This is a genomic window from Moritella sp. 28, assembly GCF_018219435.1.
Taxonomy (GTDB): domain Bacteria; phylum Pseudomonadota; class Gammaproteobacteria; order Enterobacterales; family Moritellaceae; genus Moritella.
The window spans coordinates 1,196,707-1,217,292 of sequence record NZ_CP056121.1; the positions used below are offsets into that span (position 1 = coordinate 1,196,707).

A 20,586-nucleotide genomic window follows, 5' to 3' on the forward strand; every position below is an offset into this window, starting at 1 on the left:
AAGAGTACCTATTAATGTATAATATAATTTATTCAATATTCTACATTAAGGAAAATTATGAATTGTACAAGCTGTAAAAACGGTGCTTTATTTCCAAGCTTTATCGAAGGGCTATTTAGGGCTCATACCTGTTCATCGTGTGGCGGTAACTGGATCCTCATCGAAGATTATGTTTCATGGAAAGAAAGAAATATTGATTATCAGTTTTCTGATGATATCTCTATTGAAGAATCAGAAATCCCAGATTCCAAACAAGCGCTTCTTTGTCCTGCTTCGGGGAGCATAATGCGGAAATTTAGAATATCTTCAACCAATGAGCATAAGCTGGATTACAGTGCAGTCGTTGGCGGCATATGGCTAGATAAAGGGGAGTGGGAATTGCTAAAAAGTGAAGGGTTAGCTGGCTGTTTAAATGCCGTCGTGACTCAACACTGGCAAAAAAAGATACGAGAAAAAAGTGCTAAAGATAATTTTTCCGATATTTACGATGCTAAATTTGGTCATGAAGTTTATTCCAAAATAAAGCAAATGCGTGAATGGTTATTAGTTCAAGACCAAAAATCAGATCTAAGGGCATATCTTTTAGCTGAAGACCCTTACTCAGCAGAAAAATAAATATAACAAGGCGCTAGGTATCCCAATGGTTTTTAGTTCAGGCACAAAGATAGCGTTATGGATGGGGATAAAATATTTTGGAAATTAAATCATATTCTGCCGAATGGGCGATTGAGGTTGCTGACTTGTTTCATCAATCTGTTCACACAATTGATCCTTCGGTATATACCCCAGAACAGAAAGAAGCTTGGGCTTCTACGCCTCCTGACTATGCTAAATGGTCCCTGCGATTAGACGAAAAAAGACCATTTGTGGCTATCATCAATGGTCTTGTCGCTGGTTTTATCGAGCTAGATGCCGATGGTCATATTGATTGTACTTACACACACCCAAACTTTCAGGGGATGGGCGTCGCGTCTGCACTTTATGCGCATTTGCTTGCGGAAGCAAAACTCAGAAATATCGAGCGTTTATATGTTGAAGCATCATTTATCGCTAAGCCGTTCTTCGAGCATCGGGGATTTTCTGTAATAAAGAGAAATACCTTCCAACGAAATGGTGTTACTTTGGTTAACTTTACAATGGAAAGATATATAAGTGTATCGTTCTGAGAATTAAACAGCCTGGATAATATGAACTTACTTGATTCAAAACACTACTTACTCTCTGCAACGTTGAAAGAAGATAAAGTTGATGGATATGATGCCTACCCTTTATGTTTACCGGCTATCCGAGGGCTAACTGATAAGTTAATGTTTCATGAAGCGGTAACATTTATTGTTGGCGAAAATGGCACGGGTAAATCGACTTTACTTGAAGCAATTGCGGTATCTCAAGGGTTTAATCCAGAAGGGGGAACTAAGAATTTCAACTTTTCGACGAGAAGTTCTCACTCCAACCTTAGCGATTTCCTCCGTATTGCTAAAGCGATTAAAAGACCAAAAACAGGTTATTTTCTTCGGGCTGAGAGTTTCTATAATGTAGCTACTGAAATCGAGCGGCTTGATAATGAACCGTCATTCGGTCCGCCAGTCATCGACTCCTATGGTGGTGTGTCGTTACACGAACAATCACATGGGGAATCTTTTTTCGCCCTAATGCAAAATCGATTTGGTGCAAATGGCTTATACATTTTAGATGAACCAGAGGCTGCATTATCACCTAACCGACAGATGGCCATGATTACTTTGTTACATCAACTTGTTAATCAAGGTTGCCAGTTCATTATTGCCACTCATTCGCCAATATTGCTTTCTTATCCAAATTCAACGGTTTATGAAATACGTGAACATGGATTAGTACAAGTCGATTATGAAGATACAGATACATATTCAGTCACCAAGCATTACTTGAATAATCATAGGTCAATGCTAGACATACTTTTAGAGGAAGAAAAATGAGAATATTGAACGATCATGTTTATGTGGAAAAGTTGGTACAAATGTTAACTATGGTATCTATCGAGATCTAGATGAATATTTTAATTGAACAAGAGATTGCACTTCATCAACATGAGATTAGACAGAATAAAGCTGAAATTACGCGTTTACTGCATGTTGAATTTCAGGAGGTCGGAGAGTCGGGCACGAGTTATGATTTCCAAAGTATCAATGCCATGATGGAAGAAGAGCAAGCATCAAACGGCTATATCTATTCTCAAGACTTCGAGTGTATTAACCTTGAATCATCTGTCCAAATGTTATTATACAAATCAGCGTCGGTTAATGAATTGGGAATCAAAAGTCACTTTGCGAAACGTGTTTCTATTTGGGTATTAAATGATGAGCAATGGCAATTGAAATATCATCAAGGCACTCCGTGCGATTCATTTTAAAGGTATAGTATATGACGACAAATTATCCTGATTTTAATCCAGACTACCGTGAGGATACATGACTTGTTAGACCAATTTGTATTGCAGGGTGCGTGATTTGTTGGCTGTCATATAATAAAAAAACCAGTAACCTTTTTAGATTACTGGGTCTGGTTAGATAAGTCTCACACGTGGGGACTAGCGCAAATTTATCTTATTACTGTCTATATCGTTGTCGCTTATACCTGTCGTTTATACATAGGCGTTAGCCGTATCAGTTGGTGCAGGTGTACGAATCAAATGGTCAAATGCACTTAAACTGGCTTTTGAACCTTCACCCATGGCAATAATGATTTGCTTATAAGGCACAGTGGTTACGTCTCCGGCTGCAAATATACCTGCAACAGAGGTTTCACCTTTAGCATTCACTTCAATTTCACCACGCGGTGATAAAGCAACACCACTGTCTTTTAAGAAGTCACTGTTTGGCATCAAACCAATTTGTACAAAGATACCAGCAAGTTCGATCTGTTTTGCATCACCAGTCGCACGGTCTACATAGTTAAGTGCAGTTACACGCGTACCGTTACCGATAACTTCTGTGGTTTGTGCTTGTTTAATTATCTCAATATTAGCCATGCTGTTGGCTTTGTTGACGAGTACTTGATCGGCACGTAAGGTATCTGCAAATTCAAGTACTGTGACATGTTCAACAATACCCGCTAAGTCGATAGCTGCTTCGATACCAGAGTTGCCGCCACCGATCACGGCAACTTTCTTACCTTTGAATAACGGGCCATCACAGTGTGGGCAGTAAGCCACGCCTTTGTTACGGTATTCTTGTTCGCCGGGAACGTTCATTTCTCTCCAACGTGCGCCTGTTGATAAGATCACACTGCGGCTTTTTAATGTCGCGCCACTGTCGAGTTCAACATGAATATAGCCATCGGCTGTTTTTTCTGCACTGACTAAACTACTCGCTCTTTGTTCGTTCATAATATCTACGTCATATTCTTTTACGTGTTCTTCAAGTGCTGCAGCGAGTTTAGGCCCTTGGGTTTCTTTTACCGAAATAAAGTTCTCGATAGCCATTGTATCCATGACTTGGCCACCAAAACGTTCTGCTACGACGCCAGTGCGGATACCTTTCCGTGCGGCATAAATTGCAGCTGATGCACCCGCTGGACCACCGCCCACAACAAGTACTTCGTACGGTTCTTTTTCATTTAATGCGGTAGCTTGTTTTTTTGCTGCGCCAGTATCTACTTTTGATAATATTTCCGTTAATGAAATACGACCTTGGGTGAAGACCTCTCCGTTTAAGTAAACACTTGGCACTGCCATGATATTACGTTCAGCTACTTCATCTTGAAATGCTGCACCGTCAATCATGGTTGTTTTAATATTTGGGTTAGTTGCCGCCATCATATTTAATGCTTGCACAACGTCTGGGCAATTCTGACAGCTTAATGAAATGAATATTTCAAAGTTCATCTCACCTTCAAGGTTAGTAATTTGTTCAATCACCTCTGCATCTAGCTTCATTGGGTGACCACCACTGTGCAGTAGTGCCAATATCAGTGACGTAAATTCGTGCCCCATCGGTAAACCTGCAAAACCAATCGCGGTTTGTTTGGTAGGATTGATTACCTGCATAATCGGCTTACGCGTGCTCGCACTTTGATCTTCAATCACGATTACTTTTTCGCTTAGTGAAGCAATGTCATTTGCTAAGGTATGTAATTTTTGTGCAGTATCACTGTCATCAAGACTCAGCACAAGTTGTACTTCCGTCTTTAAGTTTTCTAAATACGCCTTTAACTGAGTTTTCATATTTTGGTCTAACATAGTGACACCTTTTAAATTTTGCTTATGGCTAGATTAGATACGTTTATTGGAAACGCTATTAGCAATTTGGTTAATTTAAAAATCTACTTTCTTACTCAACAATCGGTTGTGAAATTTATGCAGAGATGTTCATCGAAAATGTATTTTTAAATGACCTCAGCGACTGCTAAGCGATACTGAGGTCGCCTCTAAATTAGATTTTACCTACTAGGTCTAGTGAAGGAGCAAGTGTTGCTTCGCCTTCTTTCCATTTAGCTGGACATACTTCACCTGGGTTAGCTGCTACATATTGTGCAGCTTTAACTTTACGCATTAAGTCTTCAGCGTCACGGCCAATACCTTCTGCAGTGATTTCCATTGCTTGGATAACACCTTGTGGGTCAACGAGGAACGTTGCACGGTCTGCAAGACCTTGACCTTCACGCATTACACCGAAGTTGTTTGTAATGTTGCCAGCTTGGTCGCCTACCATGTAGTAGTTGATTTTGCCGATAGTGTCTGAACTGTCGTGCCATGCTTTGTGAGTGAAGTGAGTGTCAGTTGATACTGAGAAAACTTCTACGCCACGTTTTTGTAGTTCTTCGTAATGGTCTGCAACATCACCTAGTTCAGTAGGACAAACAAAAGTGAAGTCAGCTGGGTAGAAGAAGAATACAGCCCATTTACCTTTCACGTCTTTTTCTGATATTTCTACGAATTCGCCTTGTTTGAAAGCGGTTGCGTTAAACGGTTTAATTTCAGTGTTGATCATGTTGTCATCCTATTAATTAGTTGATTACTCGATTGGATTCTTGTTGCGAATCCATGAGAAGGATTATGGGGTAATTATACGGATAGGTACATCTGATTGAATCTATGAAAATGATAGTTTAAATCTATCACTTGTTTTGAACGTGATTAAGCGCCGTGATATAGTTTGTGATTGGTATGATGCGCAGTGATTGTGAGCGTATTGGAAATAGGGATACTCGAGAGTGGATAGTGATATGAAAATAGAGATTGCACACATGACGCATTTAACCGCCTTCAAATCTTATGTCGATGAATGCGTAGATGATGGTATTAGCCTCTATGAGTTTATCTTCAATAATTACGCTGGCTATCTTAACAAGCGGATTGCTTATGCTCGTGGTGAGCAACTCCCGAAAGGTTGGACACCGATCATTACTTATTTCTGTATCGAGAATGGGGTTATTCTTGGATCAATACGAGTGAGGCTGGGGACTAATGCTTATATCGAGGACGTGATCGGTCATGTTGGATATGAAACTAGGTCATCTGCTAGAGGTAAAGGCGTCGCTAAATTCATGTTAGCGAGTATTCAAAAAACAGTATTAACCGATAATGTTATTATCACTTGTGATCCCGTCAATATTGCGTCACGTAAAGTTATCGAAAGTTGTGACGGCGAATTTATTAATCAATTCTATTGTGAAGAAGAAAACCAACACGTGCTGAGATATCAATTATCCTCGATATAAGCTATTTTTTAGATATCAATATTACAGCGGTTAAATTGTATTAGCCGCTGTAATTGTTTGGTATCACTCGTAATTAAAAGTCAAATTGCAAGCCAAAACCAAACCCTGAGCTTTCTTCATACATCACGCCACTTGCGACTAGCGCTAGATTTGGCAGTAGGTGGGCAACGAGTTCCGCACTGTATTCCATTTCTGATTCGTCACCGATATCGATATAAGCCGCATCAATAATAAACTCTAGTTGGTGACTGAATTGCATGGCGAGACCTACAGCTGCATTAAATCCGAACTCACGGTCAAAATCATCATTAGTAGCGGAAACCGAATTCGATTTAAGTTCGATTTCTTTACCAAATTCATAAATAGCACCACTTTCAATTGTGAGATCAATTTTGGGTAATAGCGCCAACCTTGTACCCATGTTGAATACGGCTTGCATTGACGTTGTTGTCATTGAATTTTGTGCGTCAATAATCGTTTCTTTACTTAAATAGTTGAAACTTGTCCTGCTAAAGATATAAGGGCTAATTAAGTTGGATATATTGATCTGGTAGGTTTTTAACGGGTCATTAGCATTTTCAGCTGCAACTTCCGTATAGTTTAGTTGGTAATAGCGATAGCTAACCGGAGTATAGTTATTATTGGCAAAAGCCGCACTAGAAAATAGCGTGGCTAATGTGAAATACAGATATATTAGTTTCATTTTACGTTCCTTGTTAAATGAGCTAAAAGTCGAGAATTAATTTTCATTGGTTATAGTGTATCGTAGTATATCGATAAATAATCTGGCTAAAGTATGAATAAATAAGGAGTTTCTGGTTATTGTAATTTAATGAAATATTGATATTCTGGATGAACACTCGTTAAAATGAAGACATATGATGGGCTGTATTAGTCGTTGTAATCTGTCGATTCATATTTAAAAGGGATTTTATGAACATCAAGCAAGCCTCTCTGGAAGAATTAAACGATCTCGTTAGTTTATTTGATCAATATATGGTGTTTTATAAGCAACCATCTGCCCCTCAAAAATACCGTCCGTATTTAGGTGAGCGTTTAATGAATAATGATGCGACCGTGTTTATCGCTTATAACAAAGCGGGGGAAGCGATGGGATTTGTCCTTAATTATCATTCGTTCTCGTCGGTATCATTAGGTAAAATCATGGTCTTAAACGATTTGTTTATTGTACCTGCGTATCGGAAACAGGGCGTCGCAAATGAGTTGATTCATCGGGTGGTGCGAGAAGCAAAAAACATCGGTGCAATTCGAGTAGATTTAAATACTGCACAAGATAATTTCTCAGCGCAAGCACTGTACGAAAAACTAGGATTTTTAAAAAATACGGAATATTTTAGTTACCATTTAGCCGTCAAATAAGTACTGCAGCTCACAATCCACCACGCATCCATATACCGTATTTGAGTTGATATCGAAAGGTTAACGATTAGCCTTTCTTCTTCTATAAACATTTCTTCAATGCTGATTTCACAAACCTAGTATTAATCTATTACGGTTTACTCATGGTACTAATCAAAGACCTATAGTTTTGTCCTAATACTTTGATTTAAAAGTTTTATATACTCATTCTTATGGTTGATATTAGTGTTATAAAATATTTTATGTGACCTCAGCCACACAAAGGTAAGTGTTAGTTAGTGTATTCTATAAAATTCAAGTAGTTATAGACTTTTGGCTTGTGATTTTATGGAGTTAATATGCTGGCGTTCTTTTTATCTGATATTAATTTAGCTTATACCATAGCGATTAGTATCGTATTTATATTTACCGTAATTGAAATTTTAGGGTTACTCATAGGGCTCAGCCTATTAGACATATTCGATAATATCTCGCCTTTTAATCTTGATGGTTCGGCATCTGTGCAAGCGGGTGGTTTTACCACGGCGTTAGACTGGCTATGCCTGAGTAAATTACCCTTATTCATTTGGTTAATTTTGTCATTTACCTTATTTTCTATTTCAGGCTTTGTACTCAATTTTACCGCAATATCGATTTTTCAGTGGCAGCCTTCATTCTTAATCACGGGACCAATTAGTGTATTTATCACCTTGGTTTTCCTGCATTTAATAGGGGCTAAGTTGGCCAAACTATTACCACAACGTGACGCGTCAGTAACATCAACTGCAGAGTTCAATGGTAAATTAGCCCGCATTACGATAGGGACCGCAACGAAAGGTAACCCCGCAGAAGCAGTACTCATTGATGACGTTAATCAAAAGCATTACTTGATGGTTGAGCCTGCTTACGAACATGAAATTTTTACGCAAGGTTCAGAAGTCGTTGTGGTTGAAAAGTTGACAACGAGCTGGCTCGCGATCCCATTTAAGTGAGTTTCAAATAACTAAGCTATAAATAATTAATCAATAAAACTACCATTCACTTTAGGAATATTATCATATGGAATTATCAGAAAATCTCACGTTTACCTTAACCATAGCGGGCATTGCCGTTGTTGCATTACTGACAATCGGTCTTATTATTGCCAAATTGTATGTGCGCTCAACTAAAGAAGTAGCTTTTGTAAGAACGGGAATGGGTGGTGAAAAAATTGCTAAAGATGGCGGGATGTTGGTATTACCGGTATTGCATGAAACCATCCCTGTCAGTATGAATACTTTACGTATTGAAGTAGAAAAAATCCAAAAAGATGCTTTGATCACCAAAGACCGTATGCGTGTGGACGTAAAAGCCGACTTCTATTTACGTGTTGCACCGACTAAAGAAGGCATTTCAATGGCGGCGCAGACACTTGGCCTTAGAACCATGCGCGTGGAAGAATTGAAAAAGTTAATGGAATCTAAATTTGTCGATGTGTTACGTGCCGTTGCGGCTGAAATGACGATGACAGAAATGCATGAAAAGCGTTCTGATTTTGTGCAAAAAGTGCAGCAGAGTGTGATGAATGATTTAGAAAAAAATGGACTGGAACTAGAGTCGGTATCGTTAACAGGATTTGATCAAACAGACTTACAATACTTCAACAAAAATAATGCCTTCGATGCTGAAGGTCGTGCGTTACTTGCTCAGATTATTGAGCGTAAACGTAAAGAAACCAATGACATTGAGCAAGAGAATAGAATTCTGATTGAGCAACGTAATGTACTTGCAGAGAAACAATCATTAGAAATTGAACAAGAAAAACAGAATGCACAATTAAACCAAGAGCAAGTCCTTGAAATGCGTAAAGCAGAACAACAAGCGACGATTGTTAAGCAGCGAGAGCAAAGAGCACAAGAAGAACGCGAAGCTGAAATCGCAAAGCAAAGAGCGATTGAAGCCGCTGAAATTGAAAAAGCCAAATTCATTGAAACAGCGGAAATTGAAAAAATAAAAGTATTAGAGCAGTCCAGAATTCAACAGCAGCGTGACATTGAAGTTGCGATGCAAGAAAAGCAAATTGCCGTTGCGGTTAAGTCTGAAGAAGAATCTGCTGCACGTGCTAAAGCGGCGGAAGCAGAGAAGAGCAAAGTAGAGAAAGAAGAAGCTGTGATTACAGCACGTGAAGTTGCACAAGCAAATCGTAACAAGCAAATTGAAGTTATCGCGGCAACTAAAGAAGCCGAGCGTGAAGCTGTTGGTATTACCGTTCAAGCACATGCGGGAAAACAAGCTGCAGAAGATAATGCTGAATCAATTTTAATTGAAGCAAAAGCATCAGCGAATGCGTTAAAACTGAACGCTGAAGCAAACGAGAAAGTGTATGCCGTTGAAGCGGCAGGTAAACGTTCGCGTTATGAGGCGGATAATCTTTTGAGTACTGAGCAGATAGACCTACAAAAATCGTTGGCTATTTTACAAGTACTACCAGAGTTAATTGCCAATGCGGTTAAGCCATTAGAGAATATTGAAGGCATCAAGATCCTGCAAGGCTATGGTGGTAATAACGGTCACAGCGTGACTGGTGTAGGTTCAAATGATGAGCGCTCATCTGCGCCACAAAGTCTATCTGAGCAAGTCACTATGGCGGCGTTAAATTATCGTGCTAATGCACCGCTGGTGGATAATATGCTTAAAGAGATTGGACTCGTTGATAAAGAAAATGGTTCGCTGGAAGATTTACTGACGGGTAATCATAATCTCATCAAACAGTCGGTGACTAAAGCACCAACCAATGATCCGATAAACAAGTCGGACAGTGATATCGGATAATGGAATACCGAACTTAATTATTGAGTTTCTATATCCCCTTTATTTCACGATAAAGGGGATTTTTTAATAGTTAATGCCCGCGCGTCGATAGATAAATCCCAGTAACCAAGCTGGGCCAACTAATAAAAACTGTAGATCTTCAAAAAATGACGGCTTCGCGCCTTCAATTTTATGACCAATAAACTGAAATACCCAAGCAACTGCAAACAGTACCGCACTAAATATCCATAACGGTATGGATAAGGTCAGGGTGAGAACATAACACGTAGCTAAGCACGCACCGGTGAACACTAACATACCTAACATGATACGTACTGACAAGGTGTAATAGAAATACAGCGCAGGTAGCATGGCTAGTGTTGCCCAATTGATTAAAGTTGATGTTCCCATCCAATCTGCTTTCGGAATAGACCATAACAAACCAACAATGGTAAAGAATATGACTGGTACCATAACCCAATGAATACGCTTATTGGTTTTGTTCTGATGGCTGACCCCATATTCATCAAACCATTGCTGTACTGTTCTCGACTGACGTGACATATCTTACTTCCTGGCTATGCTATAAATTACACGAGTGATAATGTGTATCGATGAGATGTTAATAGGCTAGCATGACTCATAAAATGAAAGTGTTATAGAGATATTATTTTGGATATTTAATGTTATTTATGATGTGTTTATATTGAGATGGAACGTATTTTAAGCAGAGCCCAAGTGAGGTAAGGCACTTGGGTTTACTGATATTAATTTGAGGCTGTGTTAATGGCTATTTAATCAATACTGTTGCTAACACATCAAATAGAGCATCAATTTCGCTGGTGGTATTGTAATGCATAAAGCCAATGCGGATCACGCCACCTTTATCTAAGATGTCTAGCTGCTTACATAAGCCGATCGCATAGAAATGACCATTCCAAACACACATATTATGTTGACCAAGCAGGCCTGATACATCTTCTGGTGAGGCATGGTCAATACGGATAGAGAAGGTAGGGGTACGTTCTGCTAATCGGTCCATATCATTAATACCATACAGCGTCACGTTGCTGTATTGTGCTAGCTTTTCAAGAAAGTGCTGGCTGAGTTGTTGCTCATGGGCTTGGTATAGTTCGAAGCTTTGTACAAGCCTTTCACGTAGCGGTAGCGCTTCATCACCAGCATGCGCAAGATATTCAACTGCAGCGCTAAATCCAGCTAGCGCTTCAAAACTTTGTGTACCAGTTTCAAATCGACCTGGCCCTTGGTTTGTAGCGGGTTCTACTTTGTATGGTGATAAGGTGTGTAGCCATTGAGGTGCCACGTAAGCTATACCTACGTGAGGACCAAAGAATTTATAGGCTGAACAGGCGAGGAAATCACAACCCAACGCTTGTACATCAACAAGCTTGTGTGGCGCGTAATGTACCGCATCAATATATACTTTAGCACCCACTGCATGCGCCGCTTCAATGATTTGCTTCACGTCGACCAATGAGCCTGTGGTGTTCGATGCAAATGTTAAAGCCACTAATTTAGTTTTGTTGGAAATTAACGAGATTAAATGTTGGCAGTCTAACGTGCAATCGGCTTCATTAACACGAGCTTGATGCACTAGTGCACCTTTGTCATCGGCTGCTTGCTGCCATGTTGATACATTCGAATAATGGTCGAGAGAAGTAACAATAACTTCATCACCTACTTTCCAATCACGGCTGATAGCACGACTTAACTGGAAAGTCAGAGACGTCATGTTTGCACCAAAGACGATGTTATCTGGTGATGGCGTATTTAGTAATGCTTGGCCGCTTAGGCGTGCGTTACGCATCACATCAACGGTCTTTTCACTTGAGAAAAAACGACCGCCAAGGTTCGAGTTATATTTACCTAAATAAGCAGTCATTGCATCAAGCACTGATTGTGGAACTTGTGAGCCACCAGGACCGTCAAAAAAGTACACTGACTCACCATTTACTTGCTGTTGTAAAGCTGGGAAAGCTTGGCGGATTGACTCAATACATAAGTTCATAGGTTATTCCTTTAATAAATTTTTTGTTACTTCTGCATCTTCTATTTGTGCAAAGAGTAATCTTGTTCTCTGAGTGTGAGTGATGTTTTGGTTGCTGATATCATGCTGGTTTTATAGATCAAGCAGTGAAAACAAATACGTCGCGTAGTCCGGTTTCATCTTGTTGATCTGGCAGTGTTTCTGTTACGTAGTGGTAATAACGACGATCATTAAAAATGATAAATTGGTTTTCTTCTAACGTGGTGCTCATGTGTGGATGCTGGTCAACTGGCGATGAAAATATCTGCGTAAATGCACCTGCGATGTTGTCTCTTTTTACACAAAAAATACCCACAAAATCAAAACCGTCTTGATGGATACCTTCGGGTGCTGGTGACCCTGACTTATCTTGTGAGCAAACGACACGGATCTGGTGAACGCCAATCGGTTGTTTTGTGGTATCGACGTTTGTTCGTTCAAGAAATGCATTTAATAAATTTTGAAAATCAGGATGCTGGTCAAGCGCTGGTGAGATGTCTTCGAACTTGCGCTCAACATTACCGATAAGACGGTTTACATCAGATGACTGCATGAAGGTACTTGTATCTAATTTTTCAAATTGTGTTTCGGTCTTTTGGTATTGCGAAAATGCGCGGAATCGACAGTTACTTTCAAGGTAAGGATCAGCACCTAAATCATTAAAAAAATCACCTAAGTTTTGCGCGTAGGTTGAGGGTGCTTGAAATGCTTCAATAAGAAATGATCCATTCATGGTGTAAATCCTTGGTTAATCAAATGTAGATAAGGTGCTGATTATCCGTGTATGACGATTACTTTCAAGACGGAACTGAACTTCAAAAGTATATTTTACAAGTGACTGATTTGGTGTTTCGAATTGAAATTTTAGATCTGTTTTTTTTGTTTCATCTTGAATTTATATATCGAAAAAGTGTAACTTTTCAGTTTTGGGTTTATTGCTTCACAAAATTAAAGTGATAGCTGGCGCACAAAAAAGACGAAGAAATAACAAACTATTTCATCATTTGTTTAACAATCCATTTGATTTTATAAGGGAGTACACACAAATTGGATCTAATTTGTTAACCAATCTTTGTTCGTACGTTATTTATTAGACAGCTTCATGCTACCTAGTTATATAGTTAAATAATAAGTATATATATGGATGTGTATGCATAAAGGGATGTAAGGATGAATCATACGATAGTTCGAGAACAGTTTGAAAAGATCACTAAAATACTGAGGAATAAAATAGTTACACTCGTATTTATTTTGTTTTCTGGCAATGTTTTTGCTGAACCTGATGTTTATTGGGAGCAAAGTAATGAGTCTGAAGAGCACGTTATTAACCATGATTCGTGGCAATTATTACTCGATAATTATTTAATTGTTTCAGAAGACAAGGCTATCATTAACCTATTTGATTATAAGGCCGTAACAGCAGGTGATAAACAAATACTGAGTCAGTATTTAACGCGTTTACAGGGACTTAATCCACTCGATTTTAATCGTGCTCAACAAAAGGCGTATTGGATAAATCTATATAATGCGCTAACTGTTAAATTGGTGCTAGATAACTATCCAGCATCGTCAATTATCTGGATAGGGGATACATTTTTTGCTATTGGCCCTTGGGATGATGAACTAGCAACAATTAATAATAGAACGGTTAGCTTAAACGATATTGAGCAAACTATCTTACGTCCTATCTGGAAAGACCCACGTATACATTATGCAATAAATTGCGCGAGTTATGGGTGCCCCAACTTATCCGCTCAAGCATTCACTGCTGATAATATCGAACAACAATTAAATACTGCTGCGGTAAGTTTTATAAACCATCCTCGAGGTGTAACGGTATCTGGTGACGACTTAGTATTATCCAAAATATACAGTTGGTATGAAGAAGACTTTGGAAGCAATGAGAATGATCTTATTGAACATTTGAAGTTATTTGCTAAACCGGCATTAAAGCAAGCCTTGGTAAAGTTCCAACAAAACCCCGAAGACATCGATTATGACTATGACTGGCGATTAAATCAGCCATAGCAAGCGATCAGTTAAAATCACGCCTATATCATTTACATCAACTAACAGTGGGTTGTTCGAGCAGGTACGAATTTTAACATTCGTGCTGGTTAATTATTAATAAAGGGATGAAAGTAAAGTTAGTATGGATGCTATAAAACAGAAAATAAAATATAAAAGCAAATGCGTTACACTTGCATTAATTACACTCAGTTACGCGAGTTCGGCAGTTGCATTCGAGTTTAATTGGGGAGATGTAGAAGGTGCGTTTCATTCCCAGTTTTCAGCCGGATCAAGTTGGCGAGTCGAAAACGCAGATGTGAAGAATTTAGGTAGGCAAAATGGTATCACTTATGCTGATGCTGTACCACCGGGTATGGTTGGTAACTCCTCTTCCGGGGACGATGGTAATTTGAATTATAATCGCGGAGATGCTTTTTCGCAGACAGTAAAAGGACTGCATGATTTTACATTGCAATATGATAATTTTGGTGCTTTTTTTCGTGGTAAATATTGGTACGATTATGTGCTTGATCAAAAAGATGTTCACCACGGTAGCGCGACAAATAGCTACGTACCGAACCAGGTTATTAATGATGATGATTTTAATTCATTAACAAAAGCGAAGGGCGTAGCATTATTAGATGCCTATATTTTTGCTGATTTTGATATTGGTGATTCAGTTGTTGATCTTCGATTAGGTAAGCAGGTCGTTAATTGGGGGGAGAGTTCTTATATTCAAGGTGGTATTAACACGGTTAACCCTGTCGATGCTGCCGCATTTCATCGGCCAGGCGCTGAAGTTAAAGAAGGTTTGCTGCCTGTTAATATGCTATTTACAAATGTTGGTATTACAGCAGATCTGGCCGTAGAGGCTTTCTATCAACTTAAGTTTGAACCAACTGTCATCGATAGTTGCGGTACTTACTTTTCAACTTCAGATACTTTTTCTGAAGGTTGTAACGTATCTCTTATTACCGATGCAATTGGTGAACAAGCAGGGTATAACGCAGGTTACTATCAACGTCGTGGCACTGATGAATATGCATCGGATAACGGTCAGTTTGGTCTCGCGTTGAAGTACTATGCAGAGGACCTCAATTCAACAGTATTTGCGTTATATTATATGAATTACCACAGTCGTCTCCCTTACGTTAGTTTAGAGGTTGGACAGTCAACTTTTAATCCCCTTGCTCCAGATCCTAACTCGCTTGCAAAATACCATACTGTCTACCCGGAAGATATCCAACTACTTGGTTTAAGCTTTAATACGACCTTTAATGCTTTAGCGGTATCTGGTGAGGTTAGCCATCGTTTAGGCTTACCACTACAAATTAATGGCTCTGACTTATTTACGCCTGCGTTATCAGCATCACCAACTGGATCGCCAATTGAAGAAGAATACCGAAGTCTTGATGTAGGCGATACCATTGATGGTTTTGACCGTTTCGATTATACCCAAGCTCAGCTTACTTTTATTAGGCTGTTTGACCAAGTATTAGGTACGGATCGGATTAGTACGGTTGCTGAATTTGGTTTTGGTCATGTATGGAATTTAGATGATTCGAGAAAGTATGGTCGTAGCTCTATTTATGGTAATAGCTTTAATACCAGTGATGGTCACAATACTGATGATGGTTTCACGACATCAAATAGTGCGGGTTACCGTTTATCTGTGCAAGCGAATTATCGCAACGTTTTCTCGGGTGTTGATTTATCACCTTCTGTTGCTTGGTCTCACGATGTCTATGGTTACAGTCCTGAACCACAAGGTACCTTTCAAGAAGGACGAAGAGGTATTAATTTGGCATTGAAAGCGGATTACGCACAACGATATAGCATGTCATTAAGTTATAGCGGATTTGAAGGGCGATTTAATCCTATTTCCGACCGTGATTATATCTCTCTCGTATTTGGCCTGTCATTTTAAGATTAGTAAAAGGATTTAACTAATGAAAGCATTTAATAAAGCGCCTTGTGTCGTCGCTATTGCGATGATAATGATGTCATCAACTGCTATGGCAAAAGTAAGTAAAGAAGAAGCGAGTCAATTGGGGGATACTCTGACGCCAGTTGGAGCCCTTGTTACGGGTAATAAAGATGGCTCAATTCCAGCTTGGACTGGCGGCATAACGAATATGAGCTTAGGCAAGAACTATGGTGAAAATGAACGTGTCGACAACCCTTATATCGCAGATCAACCATTGTTCACGATCACGGCTGATAATGTGGAACAGTACAAGAATAACTTAACACCGGGGCAGATGGCGATGTTTAGTGCTTACCCTAAGACATATAAAATGCCGGTCTATCAAACCCGCCGAAGTTTTGCTTTAAAAGATGACATGTATGATGTGATTAAGGCGAATGCGACAACAGCAACCTTAACGGAAGAAGGGAATGGCGTGAATAATTATAATATAGCTATTCCTTTCCCGATCCCTAAAAATGGCTTAGAAGTGATTTGGAATCACATCACCCGCTACCGAGGCGGCCGTGCTGAACGGGTATTTACGAGTATACCAGTGCAAAAAAATGGTGGTTATACCAAAATTAAAAGTAAAGAAATTTCATCGATACCAGAGACACTGCGAAGCGGTCGAAATCTTAAAAAAGATGACAACATTCGATTTTATTATATAAAACGTATTTTAGAACCTGCACGTTTAACGGGTACTGTAACCTTAGTGCATGAAACTATGGACCAAGTGAAAGAGCCACGTAAGGCGTGGATTTACAACGCTGGTCAGCGGCGTGTGCGTCGAGCTCCAAGTATCGCATATGATAGTGAGTCTACAGGTTCAGAAGGCTTAGCTACAATGGATAATTTCGACATGTATAACGGTGCGCCCGATCGTTATAATTGGAAGTTAGTTGGTAAAAAAGAGCTGTACGTTCCTTATAATGCTTATCAACTTTCTTCTACTGATTTGAGCTACGACGACATTATAAGACCTGGTCATATTAACCAAGAGCATACGCGTTATGAAAAACATCGAGTGTGGGAAGTTCAGGCCACACTGAAAGAGGGCAAACGTCATGTTTATGCAAAACGTAATTTCTTTATTGATGAAGATAGTTGGCAAGCCAGTATTGTCGACCATTATGATGCGCATGATTTATTATGGCGAGTATCAGAAGCCCATGCGGTTCAATATTATAATGTTGGCGTGACTTGGGTGGCCGCAGAAATTTTATATGATCTTATTGCTGGACGTTATTTAGCGAGTGGATTGGCGAATGAAGAAAGAAAAGGAACTCAGTTTGATATTGATGTGAAACGTAATGATTTCTCAATATTTGCACTGAAACGATTAGGGCGTTAATAGGTACAAAAAAGCCCAAGCTACCTTTCGCTATTTCTAGTTTAAGGCAGTGAAACTTGGGCTTTATTTTTATCTAGCGGCTAATTAAAGTTCGTTAACGAACTCAACAGCACGACCGATGTAGTTAGCTGGCGTCATTAATTTTAATTCCGCTTTAACTGCATCAGTTAGCTCTAGTGTATCGATGAATTCTTGCATAGCAGGACCATCAACACGACGACCACGTGTAAGCTCTTTTAGCTTTTCGTATGGTTTTTCGATACCGTAACGACGCATAACTGTTTGGATTGGCTCAGCCAAAACTTCCCAGTTACGATCAAGATCGGCACGTAGCGCTTCTTCGTTAAGTTGTAATTTACTTACACCTTTTAACGTTGACTCGTATGCAATAACAGAATAACCGATAGCAACACCTAGGTTACGTAATACAGTTGAATCTGTTAAGTCACGCTGCCAGCGAGAAACCGGTAATTTTGCAGAAAGGTGATTGAATAGTGCGTTAGCAATACCAATGTTACCTTCTGAATTTTCAAAATCAATCGGGTTAACTTTGTGTGGCATTGTTGAAGAGCCAATTTCACCAGCAATCGTTTTTTGCTTGAAGTGACCTAGGCAAATGTAACCCCAGATGTCACGGTCAAAATCAAGAATGATTGTGTTGAAACGTGCAATTGCGTCATACAGTTCAGCAATGTAATCATGCGGTTCGATTTGCGTTGTGTACGGGTTCCATACAACACCTAGGCTAGTAACAAATTCTTCAGAGAACTCGTTCCAATCTACAGCAGGGTAAGCTGAGATATGTGCGTTGTAGTTACCTACAGCACCGTTGATTTTACCTAAGATTTCAACGTTAGCAATTTGTAGCATTTGACGGCGTAAACGCATAACAACGTTAGCAAATTCTTTACCCATAGTACTTGGCGATGCAGGCTGGCCGTGAGTACGTGATAATAATGGCGCTGTAGCATATTCTTTTGCCAATACTGTTAGGCTGTCGATAAGCTTTTCGCAGTAAGGTAAAAGAATTGTTTCACGTGCTTCCGTTAACATTAACGCGTGAGACAAGTTGTTGATATCTTCTGAAGTACAAGCGAAGTGGATAAATTCAGAAACTGCATGTAGTTCTGCGTTATCAGCCACTTTCTCTTTCAGGAAGTATTCAACTGCTTTAACATCGTGGTTTGTTGTGCTTTCAATTGCTTTAATACGCGCAGCGTCAGCTTCAGAGAAGTTATCTGTGATGCTGTTTAATGCAGCATTCGCGTCAGCACTTAGTGCTGGAACCTCTGCAATAGCGTCACATTCAGCTAGTTTTTGTAACCAACGAACTTCTACTTGTACACGGTATTTGATTAGACCAAATTCACTAAAAATTGAACGCAGGGCTACTGTTTTACTACCGTAGCGACCATCGACCGGGGAAACAGCTGTTAACGCTGATAATTCCATTACATACTCCTGGGTGTGTTTAGGTTAAATTCGAGCTAATTGTTGTTTCGCTTGCTCTACCATGTGTTTACGATTGAAAACTACTTGGCGACGTTTACCGCCTGTTTGTCGCCATAACACTGCTGAGCGAATACCGGCGAATAATACCGCACGGATCTTATCTCTCACCAATGTTTGTTGTAGGAAACTTGAGGTTCCTGCAATTTGGATCTTGGTGCCAAGTGGACTGATTAAGTCCACATAAATTGACGCCATGTTACTTAAAATTTGTGCATCCGTTAAATCATAGTGATGAGTTTGGCGCTTCACTTGTGAGATACGCTCACCTAACATGCCAAGAATATCATTGCGTCTAGCAAGTTTACGTTCTAGTGCTACTAAGCCGATCATGTAGCGTGTTAAAGCGCTATCAGGCCCCGAAGACGTATTACTTAACTGTGCTACAAGGGTTTTATACCCTAATTCTAAGTTTGCGTAATCGCCATAAACCTCAATGGTCTGACTTGGGTCTGTCACTATTACGCAACGTAAGGTATTACTTAATTGTGTATCATCACAATTACCTGTTGTTGCAAGTTGGTGGACAAGCGCTGCCGCCTGACAAACACCTGCAAAGGCAATATTTGATTCTTGGAAGTTAGTTGACACGGTTAGCCCCTAATTTGAACGTCAATAATTGCGCCACCTAGGCAAACGTCATCAAGGTAAAATACCGCTGATTGGCCTGGTGTAACCGCAAGTTCGGGTTTATCAAAAGTTACTTCTATTTGGTCTTCGCCGATTGGTGTCACTAAACAAGGTACATCCGTCTGGCGGTAGCGTGTTTTTACAGTGCAACGTAATGGCTGCGTTAGTGGTTCGCGGCTAACCCAATGGATTTGCGATGCCATTAAACCTGTCGAGAATAAACGCGGGTGGTTATGACCTTGTGCCACAAGTAATACGTTACGCGCCATATCTTTATCAACTACATACCAAGGTTCTTGGCTGTTGTTGTTTTTCATGCCGCCGATATGTAGGCCTTTACGTTGGCCCAGTGTGTGGTACATCAGACCTTGGTGCTCACCAATTTCTTCGCCATCAACACTTTCAATTTTCCCCGGCTGTGCAGGGAGATATTTACTTAGAAATTCAGTGAATTTACGTTCACCAATAAAACAAATTCCGGTACTGTCTTTTTTGTTTGCTGTGATGAGATCTTGTTCTTCAGCAATACGACGTACTTCTGGTTTTTCTAATTCACCTACAGGAAACAATGAACGTGAAACCTGTACATGATCTAGTGTGTATAAGAAATAGCTTTGGTCTTTGTTGCTGTCTAAGCCGCGTAACATTTCAAATGTGCCATCGGATTTTTGACGACGGCTAACGTAGTGACCCATGGCAATATAGTCAGCAGAAAGTACTTCTGATGCAAACTGCAGGAATGCTTTAAATTTGATTTCTTTGTTACAAAGAATGTCTGGGTTTGGTGTACGACCAGCTTTGTATTCAGCTAAGAAGTATTCAAATACGTTATCCCAGTATTCAGCAGAGAAATTAATAGCGTGTAACTCGATACCTAATTTATCACATACTGCTTGTGCATCTGCTAGGTCCTCAGCAGCGGCACAATATTCATCATTATCGTCATCTTCCCAGTTCTTCATGAACAGGCCTTCTACTTGATAACCTTGCTGTTGTAACAGGTAAGCAGAAACAGATGAGTCAACACCGCCGGACATGCCAACGATTACTTTTTTAGTACTGTTTAACGCTTTAGTACGGGCGTCGATTGTATTATTTGTCATAGGACCTTTTAATTACTCTTGTAGTAATGCAAATAAAGTTAAAGGCTTTTTTGCTAATGTATTAAATATATAACTGAAATAGGTGTTCTGGCCACAGTTAGTTACTGTTCTTAGGATC

The 20,586-nt window shown here is 39.6% G+C and carries 20 protein-coding genes; 11 read left to right on the top strand and 9 right to left on the bottom strand.

Features of this window, described 5'->3' with window-relative positions; genetic code table 11:
* Nucleotides 1-57: 57 nt before the first annotated feature.
* The 4 genes from HWV02_RS05500 (at nt 58) to HWV02_RS05515 (ending at nt 2,389) form a co-directional block, all read left to right on the top strand.
* Nucleotides 58-615, top strand: a complete 558-nt coding sequence (locus HWV02_RS05500; protein ID WP_211678855.1) for a zf-TFIIB domain-containing protein — start codon at nt 58-60, stop codon at nt 613-615.
* A 77-nt stretch (nt 616-692) separates the two neighbouring features.
* Nucleotides 693-1,166, top strand: a complete 474-nt coding sequence (locus tag HWV02_RS05505; protein WP_211689882.1) for a GNAT family N-acetyltransferase — start codon at nt 693-695, stop codon at nt 1,164-1,166.
* 21 nt (nt 1,167-1,187) lie between these two features.
* Entirely contained in the window at nt 1,188-1,955 is a 768-nt protein-coding gene (locus HWV02_RS05510; protein ID WP_211689883.1) for an AAA family ATPase, read from the top strand.
* Nucleotides 1,956-2,026: 71 nt separating this feature from the next.
* On the top strand, nt 2,027-2,389 hold the full coding sequence (locus tag HWV02_RS05515) for a DUF4440 domain-containing protein (protein WP_211689884.1): 363 nt from the start codon (nt 2,027-2,029) through the stop codon (nt 2,387-2,389).
* A gap of 231 nt (nt 2,390-2,620) precedes the next feature.
* On the opposite strand, the gene ahpF is transcribed toward HWV02_RS05515, so the two are convergent.
* Together ahpF and ahpC are read right to left on the bottom strand one after the other, a co-directional pair.
* The gene (gene ahpF, locus HWV02_RS05520; protein ID WP_211689885.1) at nt 2,621-4,216 is read right to left on the bottom strand and encodes an alkyl hydroperoxide reductase subunit F; all 1,596 of its coding nucleotides are present in this window, start codon (nt 4,214-4,216) and stop codon (nt 2,621-2,623) included.
* A 193-nt stretch (nt 4,217-4,409) separates the two neighbouring features.
* Nucleotides 4,410-4,967, bottom strand: coding sequence for an alkyl hydroperoxide reductase subunit C (gene ahpC / locus HWV02_RS05525; RefSeq protein WP_211674460.1), 558 nt, complete (start codon nt 4,965-4,967; stop codon nt 4,410-4,412).
* 235 nt (nt 4,968-5,202) lie between these two features.
* Between ahpC and HWV02_RS05530 the strand changes: the two genes are divergently transcribed.
* On the top strand, nt 5,203-5,697 hold the full coding sequence (locus HWV02_RS05530) for a GNAT family N-acetyltransferase (RefSeq protein ID WP_211674461.1): 495 nt from the start codon (nt 5,203-5,205) through the stop codon (nt 5,695-5,697).
* 73 nt (nt 5,698-5,770) lie between these two features.
* On the opposite strand, the gene HWV02_RS05535 is transcribed toward HWV02_RS05530, so the two are convergent.
* The gene (locus tag HWV02_RS05535; protein ID WP_211689886.1) at nt 5,771-6,400 is read right to left on the bottom strand and encodes an outer membrane beta-barrel protein; all 630 of its coding nucleotides are present in this window, start codon (nt 6,398-6,400) and stop codon (nt 5,771-5,773) included.
* Nucleotides 6,401-6,630: 230 nt separating this feature from the next.
* Between HWV02_RS05535 and HWV02_RS05540 the strand changes: the two genes are divergently transcribed.
* The 3 genes from HWV02_RS05540 to HWV02_RS05550 all read left to right on the top strand — a co-directional run bounded on the left by HWV02_RS05540 (nt 6,631) and on the right by HWV02_RS05550 (nt 9,867).
* Nucleotides 6,631-7,077, top strand: a complete 447-nt coding sequence (locus tag HWV02_RS05540) for a GNAT family N-acetyltransferase (protein ID WP_211674463.1) — start codon at nt 6,631-6,633, stop codon at nt 7,075-7,077.
* A gap of 338 nt (nt 7,078-7,415) precedes the next feature.
* On the top strand, nt 7,416-8,048 hold the full coding sequence (locus tag HWV02_RS05545; RefSeq protein WP_211678863.1) for a YqiJ family protein: 633 nt from the start codon (nt 7,416-7,418) through the stop codon (nt 8,046-8,048).
* A 67-nt stretch (nt 8,049-8,115) separates the two neighbouring features.
* Nucleotides 8,116-9,867, top strand: coding sequence for a flotillin family protein (locus tag HWV02_RS05550; RefSeq protein WP_211678864.1), 1,752 nt, complete (start codon nt 8,116-8,118; stop codon nt 9,865-9,867).
* 63 nt (nt 9,868-9,930) lie between these two features.
* On the opposite strand, the gene HWV02_RS05555 is transcribed toward HWV02_RS05550, so the two are convergent.
* The 3 genes from HWV02_RS05555 to HWV02_RS05565 all read right to left on the bottom strand — a co-directional run bounded on the left by HWV02_RS05555 (nt 9,931) and on the right by HWV02_RS05565 (nt 12,626).
* Nucleotides 9,931-10,410 (bottom strand): DUF962 domain-containing protein, encoded by a 480-nt coding sequence (locus tag HWV02_RS05555; protein WP_211678865.1) that lies wholly within the window; start codon nt 10,408-10,410, stop codon nt 9,931-9,933.
* Nucleotides 10,411-10,636: 226 nt separating this feature from the next.
* Nucleotides 10,637-11,875: a cysteine desulfurase-like protein gene (locus tag HWV02_RS05560; RefSeq protein ID WP_211678866.1), complete on the bottom strand. Its 1,239-nt coding sequence runs from the start codon at nt 11,873-11,875 to the stop codon at nt 10,637-10,639.
* A 118-nt stretch (nt 11,876-11,993) separates the two neighbouring features.
* The gene (locus tag HWV02_RS05565) at nt 11,994-12,626 is read right to left on the bottom strand and encodes a 2OG-Fe dioxygenase family protein (RefSeq protein ID WP_211689887.1); all 633 of its coding nucleotides are present in this window, start codon (nt 12,624-12,626) and stop codon (nt 11,994-11,996) included.
* Nucleotides 12,627-13,063: 437 nt separating this feature from the next.
* On the opposite strand from HWV02_RS05565, the gene HWV02_RS05570 reads away from it, so the two are divergent.
* The 3 genes from HWV02_RS05570 (at nt 13,064) to HWV02_RS05580 (ending at nt 17,226) form a co-directional block, all read left to right on the top strand.
* Nucleotides 13,064-13,921, top strand: a complete 858-nt coding sequence (locus HWV02_RS05570; protein WP_211689888.1) for a DUF547 domain-containing protein — start codon at nt 13,064-13,066, stop codon at nt 13,919-13,921.
* A gap of 124 nt (nt 13,922-14,045) precedes the next feature.
* Nucleotides 14,046-15,830 (top strand): DUF1302 domain-containing protein, encoded by a 1,785-nt coding sequence (locus HWV02_RS05575; RefSeq protein ID WP_211689889.1) that lies wholly within the window; start codon nt 14,046-14,048, stop codon nt 15,828-15,830.
* Between the two features lie 22 nt (nt 15,831-15,852).
* Nucleotides 15,853-17,226 (top strand): DUF1329 domain-containing protein, encoded by a 1,374-nt coding sequence (locus HWV02_RS05580; RefSeq protein ID WP_211689890.1) that lies wholly within the window; start codon nt 15,853-15,855, stop codon nt 17,224-17,226.
* An 84-nt stretch (nt 17,227-17,310) separates the two neighbouring features.
* Here the strand turns inward: HWV02_RS05580 and purB are convergent, their stop codons facing one another.
* From purB to mnmA, 3 genes are read right to left on the bottom strand one after another with little or no spacing between them, the layout of a single operon-like run.
* A complete protein-coding gene (purB, locus tag HWV02_RS05585; protein ID WP_211678871.1) occupies nt 17,311-18,678 on the bottom strand; it encodes an adenylosuccinate lyase in 1,368 nt (455 codons plus the stop codon).
* A gap of 24 nt (nt 18,679-18,702) precedes the next feature.
* On the bottom strand, nt 18,703-19,326 hold the full coding sequence (hflD, locus tag HWV02_RS05590) for a high frequency lysogenization protein HflD (protein ID WP_211678872.1): 624 nt from the start codon (nt 19,324-19,326) through the stop codon (nt 18,703-18,705).
* Between the two features lie 2 nt (nt 19,327-19,328).
* Nucleotides 19,329-20,468 (bottom strand): tRNA 2-thiouridine(34) synthase MnmA, encoded by a 1,140-nt coding sequence (gene mnmA / locus HWV02_RS05595; RefSeq protein ID WP_211689891.1) that lies wholly within the window; start codon nt 20,466-20,468, stop codon nt 19,329-19,331.
* Between the last annotated feature and the right edge of the window lie 118 nt (nt 20,469-20,586).